The organism is Marinobacter caseinilyticus (assembly GCF_011074955.1).
Lineage (GTDB): Bacteria > Pseudomonadota > Gammaproteobacteria > Pseudomonadales > Oleiphilaceae > Marinobacter > Marinobacter caseinilyticus.
In genome coordinates, this window is sequence record NZ_WUQJ01000020.1 from 247,007 (window position 1) to 264,534 (window position 17,528).

17 protein-coding genes are annotated in these 17,528 nt (G+C 58.2%); 14 read left to right on the plus strand and 3 right to left on the minus strand.

What is annotated here, in order from left to right; genetic code table 11:
• Positions 1–14 precede the first annotated feature (14 nt).
• Positions 15–1,109, minus strand: coding sequence for a patatin-like phospholipase family protein (locus GRX64_RS10480; protein WP_166266892.1), 1,095 nt, complete (start codon positions 1,107–1,109; stop codon positions 15–17).
• A gap of 148 nt (positions 1,110–1,257) precedes the next feature.
• Between GRX64_RS10480 and GRX64_RS10485 the strand changes: the two genes are divergently transcribed.
• Complete coding sequence (locus tag GRX64_RS10485; RefSeq protein WP_166266894.1) at positions 1,258–1,902, plus strand: TetR/AcrR family transcriptional regulator; 645 nt, start codon at positions 1,258–1,260, stop codon at positions 1,900–1,902.
• A 235-nt stretch (positions 1,903–2,137) separates the two neighbouring features.
• Entirely contained in the window at positions 2,138–3,175 is a 1,038-nt protein-coding gene (locus tag GRX64_RS10490; protein ID WP_166267101.1) for a GGDEF domain-containing protein, read from the plus strand.
• Here the strand turns inward: GRX64_RS10490 and GRX64_RS10495 are convergent.
• Positions 3,172–4,095, minus strand: coding sequence for an alpha/beta fold hydrolase (locus GRX64_RS10495; protein WP_166266896.1), 924 nt, complete (start codon positions 4,093–4,095; stop codon positions 3,172–3,174). The two genes, GRX64_RS10490 and GRX64_RS10495, sit on opposite strands and share 4 nt — an antisense overlap.
• Before the next feature lie 206 nt (positions 4,096–4,301).
• Here GRX64_RS10495 and folE point away from each other — a divergent pair, with 206 nt between their 5' ends.
• The 12 genes from folE to GRX64_RS10550 all read left to right on the plus strand — a co-directional run bounded on the left by folE (position 4,302) and on the right by GRX64_RS10550 (position 16,317).
• Entirely contained in the window at positions 4,302–4,868 is a 567-nt protein-coding gene (gene folE / locus GRX64_RS10500; RefSeq protein WP_166266897.1) for a GTP cyclohydrolase I FolE, read from the plus strand.
• A gap of 10 nt (positions 4,869–4,878) precedes the next feature.
• Positions 4,879–5,265, plus strand: a complete 387-nt coding sequence (gene folX / locus GRX64_RS10505; protein ID WP_166266899.1) for a dihydroneopterin triphosphate 2'-epimerase — start codon at positions 4,879–4,881, stop codon at positions 5,263–5,265.
• A gap of 18 nt (positions 5,266–5,283) precedes the next feature.
• Positions 5,284–5,724 carry a CoA-binding protein gene (locus tag GRX64_RS10510; protein ID WP_166266901.1) on the plus strand — a complete coding sequence of 147 codons (441 nt, stop codon included), beginning with the start codon at positions 5,284–5,286 and terminating at the stop codon, positions 5,722–5,724.
• 561 nt (positions 5,725–6,285) lie between these two features.
• Positions 6,286–7,515: an HD-GYP domain-containing protein gene (locus GRX64_RS10515; protein WP_235937621.1), complete on the plus strand. Its 1,230-nt coding sequence runs from the start codon at positions 6,286–6,288 to the stop codon at positions 7,513–7,515.
• Between the two features lie 54 nt (positions 7,516–7,569).
• Positions 7,570–9,831: a putative bifunctional diguanylate cyclase/phosphodiesterase gene (locus GRX64_RS10520; RefSeq protein ID WP_235937622.1), complete on the plus strand. Its 2,262-nt coding sequence runs from the start codon at positions 7,570–7,572 to the stop codon at positions 9,829–9,831.
• A 57-nt stretch (positions 9,832–9,888) separates the two neighbouring features.
• Entirely contained in the window at positions 9,889–10,203 is a 315-nt protein-coding gene (locus tag GRX64_RS10525; RefSeq protein WP_166266905.1) for a hypothetical protein, read from the plus strand.
• Positions 10,204–10,280: 77 nt separating this feature from the next.
• Positions 10,281–10,706: a MerR family transcriptional regulator gene (locus tag GRX64_RS10530; protein WP_166266907.1), complete on the plus strand. Its 426-nt coding sequence runs from the start codon at positions 10,281–10,283 to the stop codon at positions 10,704–10,706.
• 81 nt (positions 10,707–10,787) lie between these two features.
• Positions 10,788–13,343: a heavy metal translocating P-type ATPase gene (locus GRX64_RS10535; RefSeq protein WP_166266909.1), complete on the plus strand. Its 2,556-nt coding sequence runs from the start codon at positions 10,788–10,790 to the stop codon at positions 13,341–13,343.
• Positions 13,343–13,465, plus strand: coding sequence for a hypothetical protein (locus tag GRX64_RS19730; protein ID WP_282433946.1), 123 nt, complete (start codon positions 13,343–13,345; stop codon positions 13,463–13,465). Before GRX64_RS10535 ends, GRX64_RS19730 begins: the two co-directional genes overlap by 1 nt.
• A 10-nt stretch (positions 13,466–13,475) precedes the next feature.
• Entirely contained in the window at positions 13,476–13,919 is a 444-nt protein-coding gene (locus GRX64_RS10540; protein ID WP_166266911.1) for a DUF411 domain-containing protein, read from the plus strand.
• A gap of 151 nt (positions 13,920–14,070) precedes the next feature.
• The gene (locus GRX64_RS10545) at positions 14,071–16,041 is read left to right on the plus strand and encodes a ribonuclease R family protein (protein ID WP_166266913.1); all 1,971 of its coding nucleotides are present in this window, start codon (positions 14,071–14,073) and stop codon (positions 16,039–16,041) included.
• 75 nt (positions 16,042–16,116) lie between these two features.
• Positions 16,117–16,317 (plus strand): hypothetical protein, encoded by a 201-nt coding sequence (locus GRX64_RS10550; protein WP_166266915.1) that lies wholly within the window; start codon positions 16,117–16,119, stop codon positions 16,315–16,317.
• A gap of 166 nt (positions 16,318–16,483) precedes the next feature.
• On the opposite strand, the gene GRX64_RS10555 is transcribed toward GRX64_RS10550, so the two are convergent.
• A complete protein-coding gene (locus GRX64_RS10555; protein WP_166266917.1) occupies positions 16,484–17,386 on the minus strand; it encodes a 1-acylglycerol-3-phosphate O-acyltransferase, YihG family in 903 nt (300 codons plus the stop codon).
• Positions 17,387–17,528 lie beyond the last annotated feature (142 nt).

A 17,528-nucleotide genomic window follows, 5' to 3' on the forward strand; every position in this document is an offset into this window, starting at 1 on the left:
GGTAAACTGGCTGTTCATTTAACGGGGCCATTAAGGGGCCGCAACACCTCCCGGATTTTCCCGGTGGCCACCAGTTCCATAAACTCATCACCCAGCCGATCACTCTCGGCGATCGCGCAACGCCACGCCTTTTCGCGACCGGCATCGTCGTTGACATAACGCTCAAAGTCCTTGCGGTCCGGCAGCTTTCGATTCGGCAGGCTGGCAAGGTATTCTTGTGACGGGGCCACCAGCAATACGTCCTGCAATCCGGTGGCACTGCCCCGGCGCCAGGGCAGCGACTTGTCAAACCAACCGGGGATGATCCGGTCGGTAAAATGCGGGTAGAGCACCACGCCTGGCTGTTCAAACGGCAGGTCCAGATGGTAATCCAGCAAGCCACCGTCCCGATAGACGCCCTCCGGAGCCCCGGGAATGTTGCGAACGCCGGCCATCACCAGTGGAATCGATGCCGACGCCAACAGAGCCGGCATCAGATTGTCTGGAGTCAGCGCCACATGGTGGCTGGGGAAATCCACCAACTTGGCCACCGGCGCCCGCAGGCGACTGTCGTGCACAATCCCACGCTCCATAAATCGACCCAGGTGGCGCCGACTGACCATGTTGGCGCTGATGGCGTTCATCAGCCCCAGTGACAGACGGCCTTTGCTGTCGTGCTCCAGCAGGCCCCGGCTGCGCACCACCATGATGTTCAGCCGGTAATAGGGGTGATTTAGAATGGTCTCTTCGCGGCCCTTGAGCAAAGTGTCGAGAAACAGCACGCTCTTGCGGCTGACTTCGGCGGCACTCACACCCTTGGCAAAGCGCTGCGTTGTATACAGTTCCGCCAGCTGGGCCAATTGTTCACGCGGATCGCCGGAGGCAACGGCGGCAAACCGCCAACTGCCAATCGACGCCCCGATCAGCGAGCGTTCCTGGGGCGCGCCCGGCAACCAGTCACCGAATATTGCCTTGTCCAGGCCGGATAACCCGAGTGCCTTCGGCCCACCCGCCGCCCCCGGAATGACATGAACGTCTTCGGGCCGAAGCCCCTGTTCACGCACGCGCTCAATGGCTCGGCGCCCGGCACGGATGGTCAGTGCCGAAGCTCTGGTGTGGATCGCGGTCATAACATTGCCCTGCAGAATTTCCCGAATAGTAGCGAAACTCCCACCGTTCGGCCAATGGTCTCACCCGCTCTGTACCGGACCCGCACCACACGGCCCTAATCAATCCATGGTTAATGTATACTGCGAAAAACAGCGTCTGAGCCAGTTTATGCCCCACATCAGTCACGGTGAGTCCACCCGCCAGAAAATTCTGTTAACGGCGCTTGAGTTGTACGCTCAGAAAGGCCTCGAAGGGGTGTCTTTGCGCACCATCAGCGCCGAGTCCGGTACTCGGAATTCGGCAGCGGCACACTACCATTTCGGTAACCGTCTGGGCGTCATCGAGGCCGTCCTCACAATGATCACCGATCACCTCCGCCCCCAATTTGAGGCCGGCATTGTGGCGGTTGAAGCGTCACCGTCGCCCACGCTGCGTGAGGTCGTTCGTGCCACCCTGTTGCCTTATTTGTCGCTGCTCTCGGACCACAACGACTGGGGGCCGTCGGCACTGCGTTTTATGGCGCACCTGCACGCCGACAACACGCGCGACATCATGCGCCTGCTGAACCGGCATTTTCGTCTCGAAATTGAACGAATCGAAGCCCAGTTGCACCGTGTGTTACCGGAGATTCCCCGCAATTCACTGCGCGTCCGGTTGGCGTTCACCTTTGTAAACCTGATTCACGGGGCCGCCGAAATCGATTTGTTGGCGAATACGCCTTTCGGCAATATCCGGCCCGACGATGCCACCTTGTTCAATCACTTTGTCGACTATGTCGAGGGTGGCCTGGCCTTTCGCTCCCGCCGTTCCTAACTTTCGCTTCCCTCCCCATAAACGCGTGCTAGACTCTGAATGTGCCAGGTCTGGGCAGTGCGGCGTAAGCTGCTGGCCCGGGTGACAAGGCCAAGGCCTGCTTTTGTCGGGCAACCGTCGCACTGAGTGTGTGACGCTTATCTCGATGTTGACACAGGATGTTTCAGCAGCTTGCCCAGGTGCCGGGGCTCCGGCCCGGTAGGAGAGTTTAGTGACCAAGTGGACCGCCACAAGCATGAAGGCAAGCAACCCGACGTTGGTTGTCCTGGGCTACCGCCGACAAATTGTCTACCACCTTCATTTCTGGGCCCTGGTCGCGGCCGCGCCCCTGATTCTGGTGCAGTGGAGCCTGGACCACAAATTGCTGGCAGCCTTGCTTGCCCTGTTCTGCGTCAATGCCGTGGCGGTGATGGCCTGCCTGCGCTGGCGCCAGAAGTACCTGTTCGAAGGCCGTTTTTTTGCCATCCTGGCGGCGTTGTGCGCTGTCTACTCCACCGCGATTAACGGTTATCCCGGGTTGTACTGGTCCTACCCGGTCATTGCGTCCATTTTTTTTCTGCTGTCACTGCGAGAAGCCTGCATCAGTAACATTCTGTTCATTGGTGCCATGGCGATGGTGTCGTTTGGCCAGTTCCCCGAACCCGACTTCTGGCGCATCGTGTTTTCGCTGGCACTCACCTGTATCTTCGTGCTGGTCTTTGCCTGGCTGGTTGGGCGCCTGCAAACCGAGCTGACTCGTCTCGCCACCACAGATCCACTGACGGGCTGTCTCAATCGTTCGCAGCTCGCCGATATACTGAACAGCCAGATCCAGCTGCGCGAGCGCTATGAACGCGTCTCCAGCCTGATCCTGATTGACCTCGATCACTTCAAGGCGGTCAACGACCGCTGGGGCCATGTCGCGGGTGACAATGTACTGCAAGAAGCGGCCAATCGATTGCGACGGCGTTTACGGGACAGCGATCAACTGTTTCGGATTGGCGGTGAGGAGTTTATGTTGGTGCTGCCGGAGACTCGGCAGAAAGATGCCGAAACACTGGCCCATCAACTCTTGACGACCATCAGTGCCGGACCCTTTCTGGAGGACATCCAGCTCACGGCCAGCGCGGGGGTAACGGAAGTGATTAAGGGCGAAACCTGGTCAACCTGGCTCAATCGTGCGGACCAGGCCCTGTATTCGGCGAAATCGAAAGGCCGAAACCGAACCGTAACGCTGAGGGGGTCGATGGATTCCGACGCGCCGGGTCCTGAGAATGCGACCAATCTGTCCTAGCGATCTGCAGCCTGGGTCTTGTGAAAATCCCGAAAGGCTCGATAGACCTCGTCAGGACTTTCGTAATGTGGGTAGTGTCCGACGCCCCGCAGGCTGACGACGTCGGGCTGCGCTATCAATTCGCGATACCGCATGGCCATTCCGGCCCCGGATACCGGGTCCGCCGTTCCGGATATCAGCCGCATGGGTTGTCGTGCGGCCTGCAGCGCACCGACCCAACGGTGGCGGTGACACCGGCGCTCTTCCATATACCGAATCAGGCGATGCAGAATGCCGCGACCGTTATTGTAGGTCAGCAATTGCCAAAAATTATCCAACTCCCCGCGACTGGGCTGGCGATGGGGGGCGAACAGGTGACTGAAGTTGTAATCGAATATCCGGCGGGTCAGCCCACGGCTGACAAGCCCCCCCATTGGGCTGCTTAATAGGGTCTGAATCAGCAACGGACGATGGACTTCCGGAAATAATGCACCATTCAAAAAGCAGACGCTGGCAATGGCGAAGCCCAGCCCGCCCTCTTGCTCCCGGGCGAGTAATTCCTGCGCCACGCTGCAGCCGTAATCGTGGGCCAGCAAGTGCACACTTTTCAGCCCAAGCCCCTCAATCCAGCCCTGCTGCAAGTCCGCTTGGTCGTCAATGCTGTAGTCGTAGTCGATGGGTTTATCGGAGAATCCAAAACCCAACATGTCGACGGCCAAGACTTTATAATGCTGTGTCAGCAATGGCCAGACCCGATTCCAGTCCCAGCTGGCGGTCGGAAACCCGTGCAACAACACCAGCGGTTCACCCTGACCCGCCATGCGACTGAAAATGGCGTGCTCACCGTAGCTGAACCATTTGCCGCCCTGCTGCCATTGATCCGGTGTCACGGAAGCACCGGTTAGGGAGGCATCCGCGCCGTTGGGTGTTACCTGTTCCATAGGTATCCTTTGCCATCTGCCAAAGCGTGAAACTGTAAAACAAAGCAACCGGGTACGCCAGTGCTCCGGTTGCCCGATCGTGCTGACCACCATCGCCATTGGTCCTTTTGCTGCTTTGGCACGTAACAGAACCAGAGTGTGTCGCGCGACATTACCCAATTCATTATCATGAGCTGCTCAAACACTTTTGCACAACGGAAAACACCATGACCAATAAACTGAATGACCTGACGGATCACTACCGGGGAATCATCTCCGGACTGGGCGAGGATGCCACCCGCGAAGGGCTGCAGGACACCCCCAAGAGAGCTGCCAAGGCCATGCAGTTTTTAACCAAGGGTTATCAGCAGAACCTCACTGAACTGGTCAACGGCGCCGTTTTTGAATCGTCCATGGATGAAATGGTGGTGATTCAGGACATCGAACTCTACAGCATGTGCGAGCACCACCTTTTGCCCTTCATCGGCAAGTGCCACATAGCCTACATCCCACAAGGCCGGGTGCTTGGACTGTCCAAATTCGCCCGGATTGTTGATATGTATGCCCGTCGCTTCCAGATTCAGGAAAATCTGACCCGACAGATTGCCGATGCCATTGAAAGTGTCACCAATGCCAAAGGCGTTGCGGTGGTTATTGAAGCAAAACACATGTGCATGATGATGCGCGGTGTCGAAAAGCAAAATTCCCTGATGAAAACGTCGATGATGCTGGGCTCCTTCCGACAATCCCAAGCCACTCGCGCTGAATTCTTAAACCTGATTCAGAAACGCTAGGAGCGTCGCCATGACCACATCGGAGCTCAGCCACCAGGCCACTGTTCGCATCAAGGACTTGCTGCTCAGAACCTACATCGGCATCAAAGAAGAGGAAATTAATAATCAGCAGGATGTGCTCATCAACGTATGCCTGACGTACGATGCCACCGCCGCAATCGACAACAATGAAATTGAATCGGCGTTGAACTACCGGACCATCACCAAACAGATCATTCGTCATATCGATGGCAACCGATTTGCCTTGCTTGAGCGCATGACCCACGAAGTACTGGGTATCGTGATGGAGCACGGCGCGGTCGAATGGGCGAGAGTGGAAATAGATAAGCCCCACGCGTTACGCTACGCTGAGTCGGTTTCGGTAACGCTCGAAGCGCGTCGGAACCATCCCCAGTAAACAGCAAGGCCAACTACCATGCCAGCGAGCAACCCGGAGACGTTGCGTCATATCCTGACCGCGGTTCGCACCATTGCTATGGTGGGTGCCAGTGAAAAACTTCACCGCGCAAGCCATCAGGTCATGGCCTATCTCCAGGGGCGCGGTTATCGGGTGATACCGGTGAATCCAAGACTGGCGGGGCAAACCTTGCTGGGCGAAACCGTTTACCCCAACCTTCAATCGATCCCCGAGCGTGTGGATATGGCCGACCTGTTCCTGGCCTCCGATCACACCGGCCCTGTCATGGAGGCTGCCATCGCCCTTAAAATTCCGATCCTCTGGCTACAAATTGGCGTCATCAACGAAGAGGCAGCCCACCAGGCTGAAGCTGAAGGCCTGACCGTGGTTATGGACCGTTGCCCCAAGCAGGAAATCCCCCGTCTCGGAGTCCCTCTGGTGACCCGCGCCGCCTCCTGAGGGCACGGCACTTCCAACCGCAGGGGCCTGGCAAGGGTCTCTTTTAGGCCAGCAGACACCAAAGCCCGCTCTCAGCCCTCCCCGACTGTGACCGTTGGTGTCATCACCCCGTCATCATTGTCACGATACTTTACACATACAGCCGGCCTCATTTGAGACGTTGCTGTAGCGTCCGCTTGCAAGCTGTTTGATTGGGGACCCTTTTGCCAAAACGGAACTGAAATTGCGGCGTAATGACCGTTACGGAGCTAAACCCCCTAGCCGGGTGGAGGTACGTCATGAGTGAACAAGTCCTGTCTTTCGCGAAAATATGCCTGGTGGTGGCCGTATTCTGTGTCGTGTCGTCCTGGACCGGAACGCTCGCTTTCTAAACCAGCGTCGCGCTAACGACTTACGACACAGCCGCAAGTGCGAACGTTTGTTTTTCTGCCATACTGCACTCACCATAAAGATGAGACTGGCAGAGTCATGTGGTTCAGACGTAAAACCAGCGCACGCACTTCAAAACCGAGCACAAGCACAAGCACAAGCACAACTGCACCGCCTGACCTTGGTCAGACGGTGACGCGCATCCGACTGCCGGTGGATCTTATCGAGCCGGGTATGCGAATCGTCAAGCTTGACCGTCCCTGGACCGAGTTACCGGTTCTGTTTCAAGGCTTTACCGTTGAGACGGACGAACAGACCCGGCTGCTACGCCACTACTGCCAATGGGTCTTGGTGGAAGGCGAACGGGGTCAACTGGCCCTCGCACAGGGAAAAATGTCGCTGCTCAACCACAAAATCGGTAAACCGATGGCTGAGGCCCACTCGCTGGCGGATGAATTGCCCCGGGCGCATGCCGCGTACTATCAAGGGCAGATCTTTGTTGACCAGGTCCTGGATGCCATCGAACGGAATGACGCGGTAAGCCTGGCCGATGCGCGCCCGGTCATCCAGGACTGCGTCAAAAGCATTACCGCCAATGCGAATGCCATGTTCTGGATGACACGCATCAAGTCCGACGATGCCTACACCGCTGAACATTGCATGCGGGTGGCTGTTTACGCCATTGCCTTTGGCCGCTTTATAGGGTTGCCCAGTGACGACCTGGAAGTGGTCGGTCTCTGTGGAATGTTGCACGATATCGGGAAACTCAAAATCAGTCATGCCATTCTCAACAAGCCCGGAGAGCTGACGCCGGCTGAAATGGAGGAAATGCGGCGCCACAGCGAGCTCGGATTTGAGCTGCTGCAATCGCAGCATACCCTGGAACCTATTGTGGCGGACGTGTCGCGTCACCACCATGAACGTATCGATGGCAAGGGTTACCCTCAACAACTGGAAGAATGGCAGATCAGCCGGTACGCGCGCCTGATATCGATTGTGGATGCGTTCGATGCCATCACCAGCAATCGCTGTTACCGCAAGGGACTGTCAGCCTCCGATGCGTTGCGGATTTTATACCGCGGTCGGGGCGAGCAGTTTGACGCGGCAATGATTGAGAGCTTTATCCGGATGGTGGGCATCTACCCGCCGGGCACGTTGCTTGAACTCAGTTCCGGCGAGGTCGCACTGGTTCTCGCCTCCCACCCTGGCAAGAAGCTCAAGCCCAAAATTGAAATCGTACTGGACGCCAACAAACGGCCGTGCGTGCCCGTCATCATTGACCTTGCCGACGATCCACTGGATGCTGACAATCAGCTTTACGGCATCAACCAGCCGTTGCCGGACGGCGCCCATGGTGTATCCGTCAGCGAAAGGATGAATCAGATCATGGATATAGGTCATACTCTGACATCGGAACGGTGATCGGCCTCGGCTTGGTAGGTCCTTGTCATTTGACGAACCGGAGCATAGTGAAGCGTGCAGAATCGAAAACCCTACTCGGGCATCATCCTTCGGTGGCTTGCGCACCCAGCTTTGCCCGTGCTGATTTTTCTGCTGTTTCTCGGCATTGCCAGCACCCTTAAATTTGGCATCGACCAGCAGAACGACGCTCAGATCAGCAGCCGGCTGCAGTCCGAAGCAAAGAGCCTGGCCCGGGAGCTGGAGCGGGACTTCACCCGTCATGTCGAAGCCCTCAAGCGCATGGCGGAACGCCGAAAAGTGCTACCCGCCATATCCGAGGCGCAGTGGCGTGAAGACGCCAGAAATTACCTGACAGATTTCGAGACCTACCAGGCCATCGAGTGGATCAGCCGCGATTTTCTGGTTCGATGGGTGGAGCCCTTCACCGGCAATGAAGACGTTCTGGGCTTCAATGTTGCGTTTTCCGATGCCCGCCACGAGGCTCTGGACCGCGCAATCCTGACCGGCTCATTGGACGTTTCCGGGGTTATCCAACTGAAACAGGGGGGAACCGGTCTGGTGATTTATGCCCCAATCGGGGCGTCGGATAGGAACAACGGCTTTATCGCCGGTGTCTTCAGAATGGAGAACCTGTTGGAAGCCCTGCAGGCACCTCGGATTCGCAACCACTTTCAGCTCGACATCATGGAATCGGGCCAGAGTGCTTATCAACTGAACGCCGACTCCGCGCTAATCACAAACTTCTCGGAACAGGTACCGGTCAATTTGCCGGCCGTTGAATGGGCATTGAAATTGTCGCCCACCAAGCTCTGGGCCACTCAGCATCGGAGCTTCTGGCCGTGGGTCACCTTTGTCACTATGGTGGCGGTGGGGGCGATGGTCAGTGTATCCGTGCTTCTGGTGCAACTGATTCTGAAACGCAATCAGGTTTTGCTGAAAACCCGTTCGGAGCTGGAACAGGAAGTTGACCAGCGTAAGGCTATTCAGCAGGATCTGGCGCGACTGGCATCCACGGATGCCCTGACCGGGCTCGCCAATCGCCGGTTCTTCATGGAGGATCTGGCCCACACCTTGTCGATCGCCGACCGCCAGCTTCGCCAAGTGGCGCTGGTCATGATTGATCTGGATCGCTTTCAAATGCTCAACGATTCGCTGGGGCATCAGTTTGGCGACGAGCTGTTGATCAAAGTGTCCGAGCGCCTCAATCAACTGAGTGACGAGCGCGTGCTGGTCGCCTATTCCGGCGGTGACGAATTCATGATTTGCCAACAACAGGTGGAAGACATTGATGACGTCATCAACCTGTTGGGTCACGTGAAACAGTGCTTCAGCAAGCCCTTCATTGTACAGAACGAAGCTCACACCATTACCGCCACCATGGGCGTTGCCGTCTACCCGCAAAGCGGGCTGGATGCCGATATCCTGTTGCGCAATGCCGATATTGCGCTTTACCGGGCCAAGGACAGCGGTCGCAATACCTATCAGTTTTATACCGAGGGTATGCAGGACCGGGAAGTGATGCGACTGGAGTTGGACAAAGACCTCAACAACGCTCTGGCGCGTGACGAGTTTGTCCTCTACTACCAACCGCAACTCGATTTGGCCACGATGCAAATGGGCAGTGTTGAGGCGCTGATCCGCTGGCAGCATCCGGAGCGCGGCCTGTTGCCTCCTATTGAGTTTATCCCCCTGGCAGAAGAAAGCGGTCGCATTACCGATATCGGCCGCTGGGTGGTGCTGGCGGCCTGCCGCCAATTGGCCGAGTGGAGCGATGGGCCGCTCAGCCACCTGCGCGTGGCGGTGAATCTGTCCGGCCGGGAACTGGACGACAAAGGGCTGGTGGAACACATTCAACAGGCGTTAGCCAAGCACGGTGTGCCAGCGGATCGCCTGGAGGTCGAGCTGACAGAAGAAATCTTCATCGCCAACCTTGAGCGCAACCTTGACCAGCTGACCCGGCTGAACAAGCTGGGTGTGCACCTGGCCATTGACGATTTTGGTGTCGGCTATTCATCCCTGGCCTACCTGCGCGACTTCCCGGTGGACTTGCTGAAAATTGACCGCTCCTTTATCACCAACGTCACCGACCGCCACGACGACGCGGTCATCACCCGGGCCGTCATCAACCTGGCCCACAACCTCGGCATTCAAGTGGCGGCAGAGGGCATCGAAACCGAAGCCCAGCTGAACTTCCTAAAAAGCCACCGCTGTGACCTGGCCCAAGGCTATTTAATCAGTCGCCCCATTCCGGCAGCCGACCTGCCGGCCTTGTTGGCGCGGGGCATTAAATTTGACAGCTTACCCACTGCCCCTTGAAATGGGGCAACTGACATCCCACCCTTTCATTATCGCGATCCATCACTGGCACCTATCATGAACTCGGGTTATCTGACACAGGAACAGGACCGGCTACTGAGACGCTGGGAAACCTGGAACCGCAATTATTTTTTGTTCGCCTTCGTGACACTTGTCATTGTGCTGGTTTTCAGTACCCAGCTCGGGCTCTCCAGCAGCCACAGCTGGGGGCCACTGGGCCTCATTATCGCGGCCTTGGTGGCGCCCATCATCGTACTGCAACGGCGATTGGCCTGCCCGGCCTGTGGGCACCGCATCGGGTGGCAAGCCAAACTGATGGCACCGGATCAATGCCGGCACTGCCAGATTTTTCTTCGAGCGAAGAAATCCTGAACAACGATTGACCTGTGAGTGACTCACAGGTTTTAAACTCTCATAATCAAAGACTCAATCCCCCGGGGTGAATGGTTATGAGAGTGACAGATCTTGCCGCAAAAACCGGTGTAAGCCCGGATACCATCCGCTTTTATACCCGTGAAGGCCTGCTTCAACCTGGCCGCAACCCCACCAACAACTATCACGAGTACGATGCCACGGAGCTGCAGCGATTGCGTTTTGCCCGCAAGGCTCGCCAACTCGGATTCTCGCTACCAGAAATAAAGTTGATTCTGCAGCAAGCCGATGACCGGCATTCCCCTTGCCCCATGGTCAGAGGCGTGTTTGAGGATCGACTGGCCGATGTTGAAGCCCAACTGAACGAGCTTACCGCGTTACGGGATCGCATGCAGGCGGCGCTGGCGACCTGGCAATCGATGCCCGACGGCACCCCCGATGGCCATACTATCTGCCGGTTGATCGAGCACTGGGACGACACCCCGGATGCCACCGGAAAGTAATCCAAAAGTAATCCGAAAAGACTCGAACGTCGCCGGAACGTAATCGGAAGTCAGCAGAAAGTACCTGGAGTTGCTATCACCATGACCGAACCACTGCCAAACGTATTGTCGATAACCGGCGCTTCCTGTCAGGGATGCGCCCGCAAGATCCGCTCTGCATTGGCGCCTCTGGTGGCAGACCCGGATCGCATTGAGGTTGATCTGGCCAACCAAACCGTCACCTTACCCATGGGCAACAAGCTGAGTGAGGCTGCCCGACTGGTGACCCAAGCCGGTTTTCCGGCGCGCCCGCACACCACAACCGATACCGTATCGGCCCCGACCAAGGGCGACGCCGCCGCGGACACACCCGAACCGCAGCAACCGGAAACCTCCACCGGCGCCAGCGCCGCGCCGGTATATCTGGCAATCACGGGCGCCACCTGCGCCTCCTGTGTCCGCACCATCGAACAGGCGCTGTTGTCCGTCGACGGCGTCACTTCGGCACAGATGAACCTGGCCGACAATACGGCCACCGCCGAAGGCGTCTGCGACCCACAGGCATTAACCCGGGCCATCGTCAGCGCCGGTTATGGGGCCAGCGTGATTGATGATCCGGAGGCCACGGCAGATAACCGGGAACAGGAAGACCGTCAACACTACCGTGCCCTGCTGACCAAAATGGCCATCAGTCTGAGCACCGGCCTTGCGCTGATGGTTTGGGGCATGGGCTTTGGCACCATGATGGTCACCGAGGCCAATCAGACGATCTGGCTGTCACTCGGGGCACTGACCCTGGCGGTGATGGTGGGGACCGGAGGGCACTTCTATGTGGGCGCCTGGAAGGCGTTCCGTCACCACAACGCCAACATGGATACTCTGATCGCCCTCGGCACCGGCACCGCCTGGCTGTATTCCATGGTGGTCGCCAGTCTGCCGGCGCTGCTGCCGGAAATGGCACGACACGTGTACTTCGAGGCGTCGGCCATGATCATCGGCCTGATCAATCTGGGGCAGGCACTGGAACTGCGCGCCAAGGGCAAGACGTCCGAGGCGGTGCGGCGCTTACTCGACCTGCGCGCCAAAACCGCTCGCGTCATCCGCAACCACCGCGAGATTGACCTGCCCATCGAGCAGGTGCAACGGCAGGATCGTATCCGGGTGCGGCCCGGGGAAAAGCTACCGGTAGACGGCACGATCATCGAGGGCGAAACCCGCATTGACGAGAGCATGCTGACCGGGGAGCCGATGCCAGTCAGCAAACGCACCGGTGATGACGTCTCCGCCGGGACCCTGAACACCCATGGTTCAATCATCTATGAGGCGACCCGTGTCGGCAGTGACACCGCGTTGGCCCAGATCATCCGGTTGGTGAAAAAGGCCCAGGGTTCCAAACCGTCCATCGGTCGTCTGGCCGATCAAATTTCTGCGGTGTTCGTGCCCAGTGTGATGCTGATTGCGGTCGCGACGGCCCTGGTCTGGTACAACCTCGGGCCCGACCCCCGAGTGGTCCACATGATGGTGGCAGCGACCACCGTGCTAATCATTGCCTGCCCGTGCGCCCTGGGGCTGGCGACGCCGATGTCGGTGATGGTTGGCGTCGGCAAAGCGGCCGAGTACGGCGCTTTGATCCGCCAGGGTGAGGCGCTTCAGACGGCGGGCAAACTGGACCTGGTGATTCTGGACAAGACCGGCACCATTACGGCAGGTCACCCCACCGTCACCCATATCCACGCCCGCGATGGCGACACCCAACGCTTGCTGACACTGGCGGCGGGCCTCGAGCAGCACTCGGAGCATCCCCTGGCCGAGGCGATTCTTGCGCGCGCGATGGACGATGGTGTCAGACCGGATACCGTCACCGGCTTTGCGGCCTTTAACGGCAAAGGTGTCCGGGGGCAGTTGGGCGATCAGACGCTTCGCCTGGGCAATCGCCGCTGGCTTGAAGCCGAAGGCGTTGACGTCGCGACACTCGATGCCGCCGCCGGCGCCATTACCCGCGCCGCCGGTACACCCCTGTTTCTGGCGCTGGGGCAGCAGGCCCTCGGAGTGATCGGCATTGCCGATGCCATCAAATCGGATTCCAAAGCGGCAATCCAGCGTCTGCACGATGCCGGCATTCGGGTCATGATGGTCACCGGTGATGTGGAGGCCACCGCCCGTGCCATTGCGAGCGCTGCTGGAATTGACGATGTCCGGGCCGAAGTCCTGCCGGAGAACAAGGCGCGCATCGTCGAGGAAATGCGCAGCAAAGGCCATACGGTGGCGATGGTGGGCGACGGCATCAACGATGCGCCGGCACTGGCCGCCGCCGACGTTGGCTTTGCCATCGGCACCGGTACCGACGTCGCGATTGAAAGTGCCGCCATCACACTGATACGAGGTTCTTTGCACGGTGTCGCGGATGCCATTGAAATTTCCCGGGCCACCGTGCGCAACATCCATCAGAACCTGTTCGGCGCGTTTGTCTATAACACCCTCGGCATTCCCATTGCCGCCGGCGTACTCTATCCTCTGTGGGGAGTCTTGATGAGTCCGATCCTGGCGGGCGCGGCGATGTCCTTGTCTTCCGTTACGGTCGTGACCAATGCCAACCGCTTGCGGCTGTTCAAAACCTCACCAAGCCAGACGTCCGAGACCAGCAAGGGGAACGTATAATGGATATTCTGGTCAATATCGGCGGTGTGTTACTCATGGCCGCCATCGTTGGCTGGTTCTGGTTCTCAGGCAAACGAACCGCCAAGCCGTCGTCACCCACCCAAGCCGATCACCACCATTGAGGGCGTTACCATGACCATCAAAGCACTTAGCCTGGCGTTCGCCATGGCCATCAGCCCGCTGGCCTCGGCCGCCGGAGACGAGTCGGTTATCACGGTCTACAAGTCACCCAGCTGCGGCTGTTGTGGCGACTGGGTCAAGCATCTTGAGGCGAATGATTTCGAGGTGGCGGTGCGGGAAACCAACAACCTCAATCCGATCAAGATGGAGGCCGGACTGACGTCCGCCCTGGCCAGTTGCCATACCGCCTTTGTGGACGGTTATGTGATCGAGGGCCACGTGCCGGCCAACGACATTCGCCGGCTGATCGAACAGGCACCGAAAGCCAAAGGCCTCACCGTGCCGGGCATGCCCGCCGGTTCCCCCGGCATGGAAATGGGGAACCGACAGGACGCTTATCAGGTGTTGTTGTTCAATGACGAGGGTCAGACCCGGGTGTTTGCTGACTACCCGTGAGTTCTGGCGCTTGCGCCTGCCTTAGCAACTCCTTGATTAGGGACCGTTTGAGCGGGAATTGCGGATGTGCCGTCGTCAGGGTCTGACTCAGAACCTCATAACCGGTATACTCCCGCACATACTCATTCTTATCCCAGTCAGGTTCTTTTGCATGCTAAACGCCGACGCCCTCCAGCAGTTGCGCCAGCTCAAAACCGATATCGAAGCGACCAAGGTAGTGTTCCCCGGCACGATCAAGGCAACCAACGGCCGCTTCGGATTTGTTGCCCTGGACGATGGCCGCGATCTGTTTCTGCCCCCGGAAGAAATGCAGAAGGTGTTACCCGGCGACCGGGTACAGGTCACCGAACAGCCTGGCGACAACGGAAAAACCCAGGCCGCCATCGACGAACTGCTGGAAACACGCCTGACCACCTTCGTGGGTAAGTACCTGGTTAAAGGCAAGGGTCACTTCGTGGTGCCCGAAACCCCCGGCATCAATCGCTGGATTTTCATTCCTCCGCAAAAACGCCTTAATGCCGAACCCGATGACTTCATTTATTGCGAAATCATCCGGCACCCGATCAAGGATGGCAAAGGCCAGGCCGGTATCCGCCGCATTCTGGGCAAAGCCAACCAGCCCGGCATCGAGCGTGCGTTTACGCTGGCGACATTTGATCTCGAGGACGCCTGGCCGGCGGCCGTCGATAACCAGGCCAACAGCCTGAGTGAAGACGCCATCGCAAACGACACGGTGGCCCGTGAAGACCGAACCGAACGCCCCTATGTCACCATCGACAGCCCTAACACCCAGGACATGGATGATGCCCTGCTGGCCGAGCCCAACGCCACCGGCTGGACCCTGTCGGTGGCGATCGCCGATCCAACGGCCCTGATCAAACAAGGCAGCCCGGCCGAACTGCTGGCCCGGGAACGGGCCACCGCAATTTACTTTCCTGGCGAACCACGGCCCATGCTGCCGGATGCCATCAGCACGCGATTGTGTTCGCTGATGCCCGAGGTAAACCGGCTGGCGCTGATCTGCGATGTGCAGGTTAATAACGACGGCAGTCTGGGGGACTACAGTTTCCACCAGGCCGTGATTCATTCGAAGGGGAAACTCAGCTACGACCTGGTCGCCAACGTGATCGAAGGGCGCGAGGATGACGATACCCGAGCCTTGTCAGCGGAAGTGCTGAACAGTCTGGACCAGCTTCATCAGGTTGCCAGCGTGTTGCGCAAATGGCGTTCCAGGCACGCCTTGATGGGCGCGGAGCGTCAGGAATTCCGTATGCGTCTGGATGAAAACCGACGCATCCGTCAAATCGATCCGTCGGTTCAGAACGAAGCCCATCGGCTGGTGGAAGAGTGCATGATCGCGGCCAATCGCAGCGTCGCCAATTTCCTAACGCGCCAGGGCCAGGGGCTGTTTATTCAGCATCCCGGTCTGCGGGAGGATCGCGCCGACAACATCCGTACGCTGCTGAAAACCTACGCCACTGAGCTGGCCGACGTGGACCCGACTTCGCCGGAGGGGTTCAAGACCCTGATGCGGCAAACCGATTTGCCGGCCGCCGAGATCCCGATCAAGGCCGTTGTCTCCCGCCAGTTGGCACGCGCCGAATTGTCGTTCACGCCAGCACCGCATCAGGGCATGGGGCTGGAAGCGTACACCACCTTCACCTCACCCTTGCGCAAATTCAGCGATTTCTACGTCCATCGGCTGCTGAAATCGGTGCTTTGGCAGCAGCCGCTGAAAGTACTCACCAACGCGGAACTGGAACAACTGCAAGCCGCCCAGATCAAGGCACGTCAGGCTGCCAACAGCCTGGAAACCTGGCTCAAGTGCGATTTCGCCAAGCAACTGGGCAATGCCAACTTGACCGGCGTTATCAGCCGGACAATTCCAGCCGGTTTTTTCGTTCGTCTGGACATAAATGGCCTGGAAGGCTTCGTGAACTGTAAGTCCCTGGAGGGGAAATTCAGTTTCGACCCAGTGACGTTGCGACTGAAAGGGAAAAAACGATTCTTCCAGATCGAACAGGCCGTCACCGTCACCCTCGCAGGCGTCGACGACGAACGTAAGCAGATCAATTTCAACCTGGTGGAGCCCGCTCAGGACGAACCCCAAACACCCGCTTGAAAAGCCAATGCATGGCGCCCAATGTAAGGTATAGGAACAGCGCCCACGTCAGCAATTGTGCAGGAGGGTAAGACCATGCGGCCCGACGAGTTTTTGAAGAAATACGGTTTTGATGAAGACGAGGAAGAGCGGGACCACAGCCTACGCCATAATGCGATGGAGCACGCCAAGCACCTGAAAAGGCCCCATGCCGGCACCCCGCATGACTGGGAAGATTGGGAGCGTTATCGGGAGGAACACCCGGACGATGTTGAACCCGAGGACGACGACGCCTGATAAAGCCCAACGGCCCTGCCGAACGGGCTGTCCTTGTCACTCAGGAAGCGCTGACAGGCCTCTTGGCCAAGGCTCCGGCGTCATCCCGCGGGGCGGGGTAGCAGCAAAGTGGGGACAAGGTAACGACAGGAAGGGTCCGTGCGGTGCCGCCCAACGGGCGTGCGCGCTAAGCTTCCTGCACCGCCGTTTCCGGGTTCAGTATCCGCTCAATACGCTGATCCTTGGCCTCCCAGATTGAGGACACCCAGCTACGGACATCACCGCGCTTTTTCTCATCCTGATTACGTAGCTCCGTTGGAATCGGAACGATCTCAATCACCATATCGACCTCGGCGACGCGGCCGCACAGGAAGTCCCAAAACGTCGGGGCGCCTTTCGGATAGGTAATGGTCACATCCACCAGGGTTTCAATCGAATCCCCCATCGCGTCCAGCACGAACGACACACCGCCGGCTTTGGGTTTCAACAGGTGCTTGTAGGGTGAGCGCTGCTGCGCATGCTTGGCGGGGGTAAACCGGGTGCCTTCCACAAAGTTCATCACGCTGACCGGGGTCGCGCGAAATTTTTCGCAGGCCTTGCGCGTGGTTGCCATATCCTTGCCCCGCATTTCCGGGTGCTTGGCCAGGTATTCCTTGGAGTAACGCTTCATAAACGGAAAATCCAGTCCCCACCAGGCCAATCCGATGACGGGCACCCAGATCAGCTCTTTCTTGAGAAAGAATTTCAGGAACGGCGCCTTGCGATTGAATACCCGCTGCATGGCGAAAATGTCGACCCAGCTCTGATGGTTGCTCAGCACCAGGTACCAGCTCTGTCGCTTGAGTTGGTCATCGCCCTCAACACGCCACTGGGTGCTTTGTGTCAGCTTCATCCACCCGGTGTTACACGCCACCCAGGATTCCGACAACACAATGATCAGCTTGGTGCAGAGTACCCGCCAGCCCTGATGTGGGATCATCAGTTTTAACAGGGCCGGAATGTAGAGCAACAAACACCAGAAAACGGTGTTGACGGCCAGCAGGGTGGCGGCGATAACGCCCAGCAACGGTGCGGGAAGAAAGCTCAGCATGGGAAGCATCCATTATGATTCAGAAATCTGTGCTGCATCATAACAATGCAAAGCGTCTGTGGGCAGCCATTGGATGACCAAATTGCCAGTCACTCTGGACGGTCTCGCCACTGCGCTGTCCTCTTCAGACCGTATACTGGCC

What these genes read in the sequence shown, in the direction of transcription:
- GRX64_RS10480 (WP_166266892.1), bottom strand. Translation starts at nt 1,109, where the DNA reads ATGACCGCGATCCACACCAGAGCTTCGGCACTGACCATCCGTGCCGGG.
- GRX64_RS10485 (WP_166266894.1), top strand. Translation starts at nt 1,258, where the DNA reads ATGCCCCACATCAGTCACGGTGAGTCCACCCGCCAGAAAATTCTGTTA.
- GRX64_RS10490 (WP_166267101.1), top strand. Translation starts at nt 2,138, where the DNA reads ATGAAGGCAAGCAACCCGACGTTGGTTGTCCTGGGCTACCGCCGACAA.
- GRX64_RS10495 (WP_166266896.1), bottom strand. Translation starts at nt 4,095, where the DNA reads ATGGAACAGGTAACACCCAACGGCGCGGATGCCTCCCTAACCGGTGCT.
- folE (WP_166266897.1), top strand. Translation starts at nt 4,302, where the DNA reads ATGACCAATAAACTGAATGACCTGACGGATCACTACCGGGGAATCATC.
- folX (WP_166266899.1), top strand. Translation starts at nt 4,879, where the DNA reads ATGACCACATCGGAGCTCAGCCACCAGGCCACTGTTCGCATCAAGGAC.
- GRX64_RS10510 (WP_166266901.1), top strand. Translation starts at nt 5,284, where the DNA reads ATGCCAGCGAGCAACCCGGAGACGTTGCGTCATATCCTGACCGCGGTT.
- GRX64_RS10525 (WP_166266905.1), top strand. Translation starts at nt 9,889, where the DNA reads ATGAACTCGGGTTATCTGACACAGGAACAGGACCGGCTACTGAGACGC.
- GRX64_RS10530 (WP_166266907.1), top strand. Translation starts at nt 10,281, where the DNA reads ATGAGAGTGACAGATCTTGCCGCAAAAACCGGTGTAAGCCCGGATACC.
- GRX64_RS10535 (WP_166266909.1), top strand. Translation starts at nt 10,788, where the DNA reads ATGACCGAACCACTGCCAAACGTATTGTCGATAACCGGCGCTTCCTGT.
- GRX64_RS19730 (WP_282433946.1), top strand. Translation starts at nt 13,343, where the DNA reads ATGGATATTCTGGTCAATATCGGCGGTGTGTTACTCATGGCCGCCATC.
- GRX64_RS10540 (WP_166266911.1), top strand. Translation starts at nt 13,476, where the DNA reads ATGACCATCAAAGCACTTAGCCTGGCGTTCGCCATGGCCATCAGCCCG.
- GRX64_RS10545 (WP_166266913.1), top strand. Translation starts at nt 14,071, where the DNA reads ATGCTAAACGCCGACGCCCTCCAGCAGTTGCGCCAGCTCAAAACCGAT.
- GRX64_RS10550 (WP_166266915.1), top strand. Translation starts at nt 16,117, where the DNA reads ATGCGGCCCGACGAGTTTTTGAAGAAATACGGTTTTGATGAAGACGAG.
- GRX64_RS10555 (WP_166266917.1), bottom strand. Translation starts at nt 17,386, where the DNA reads ATGCTGAGCTTTCTTCCCGCACCGTTGCTGGGCGTTATCGCCGCCACC.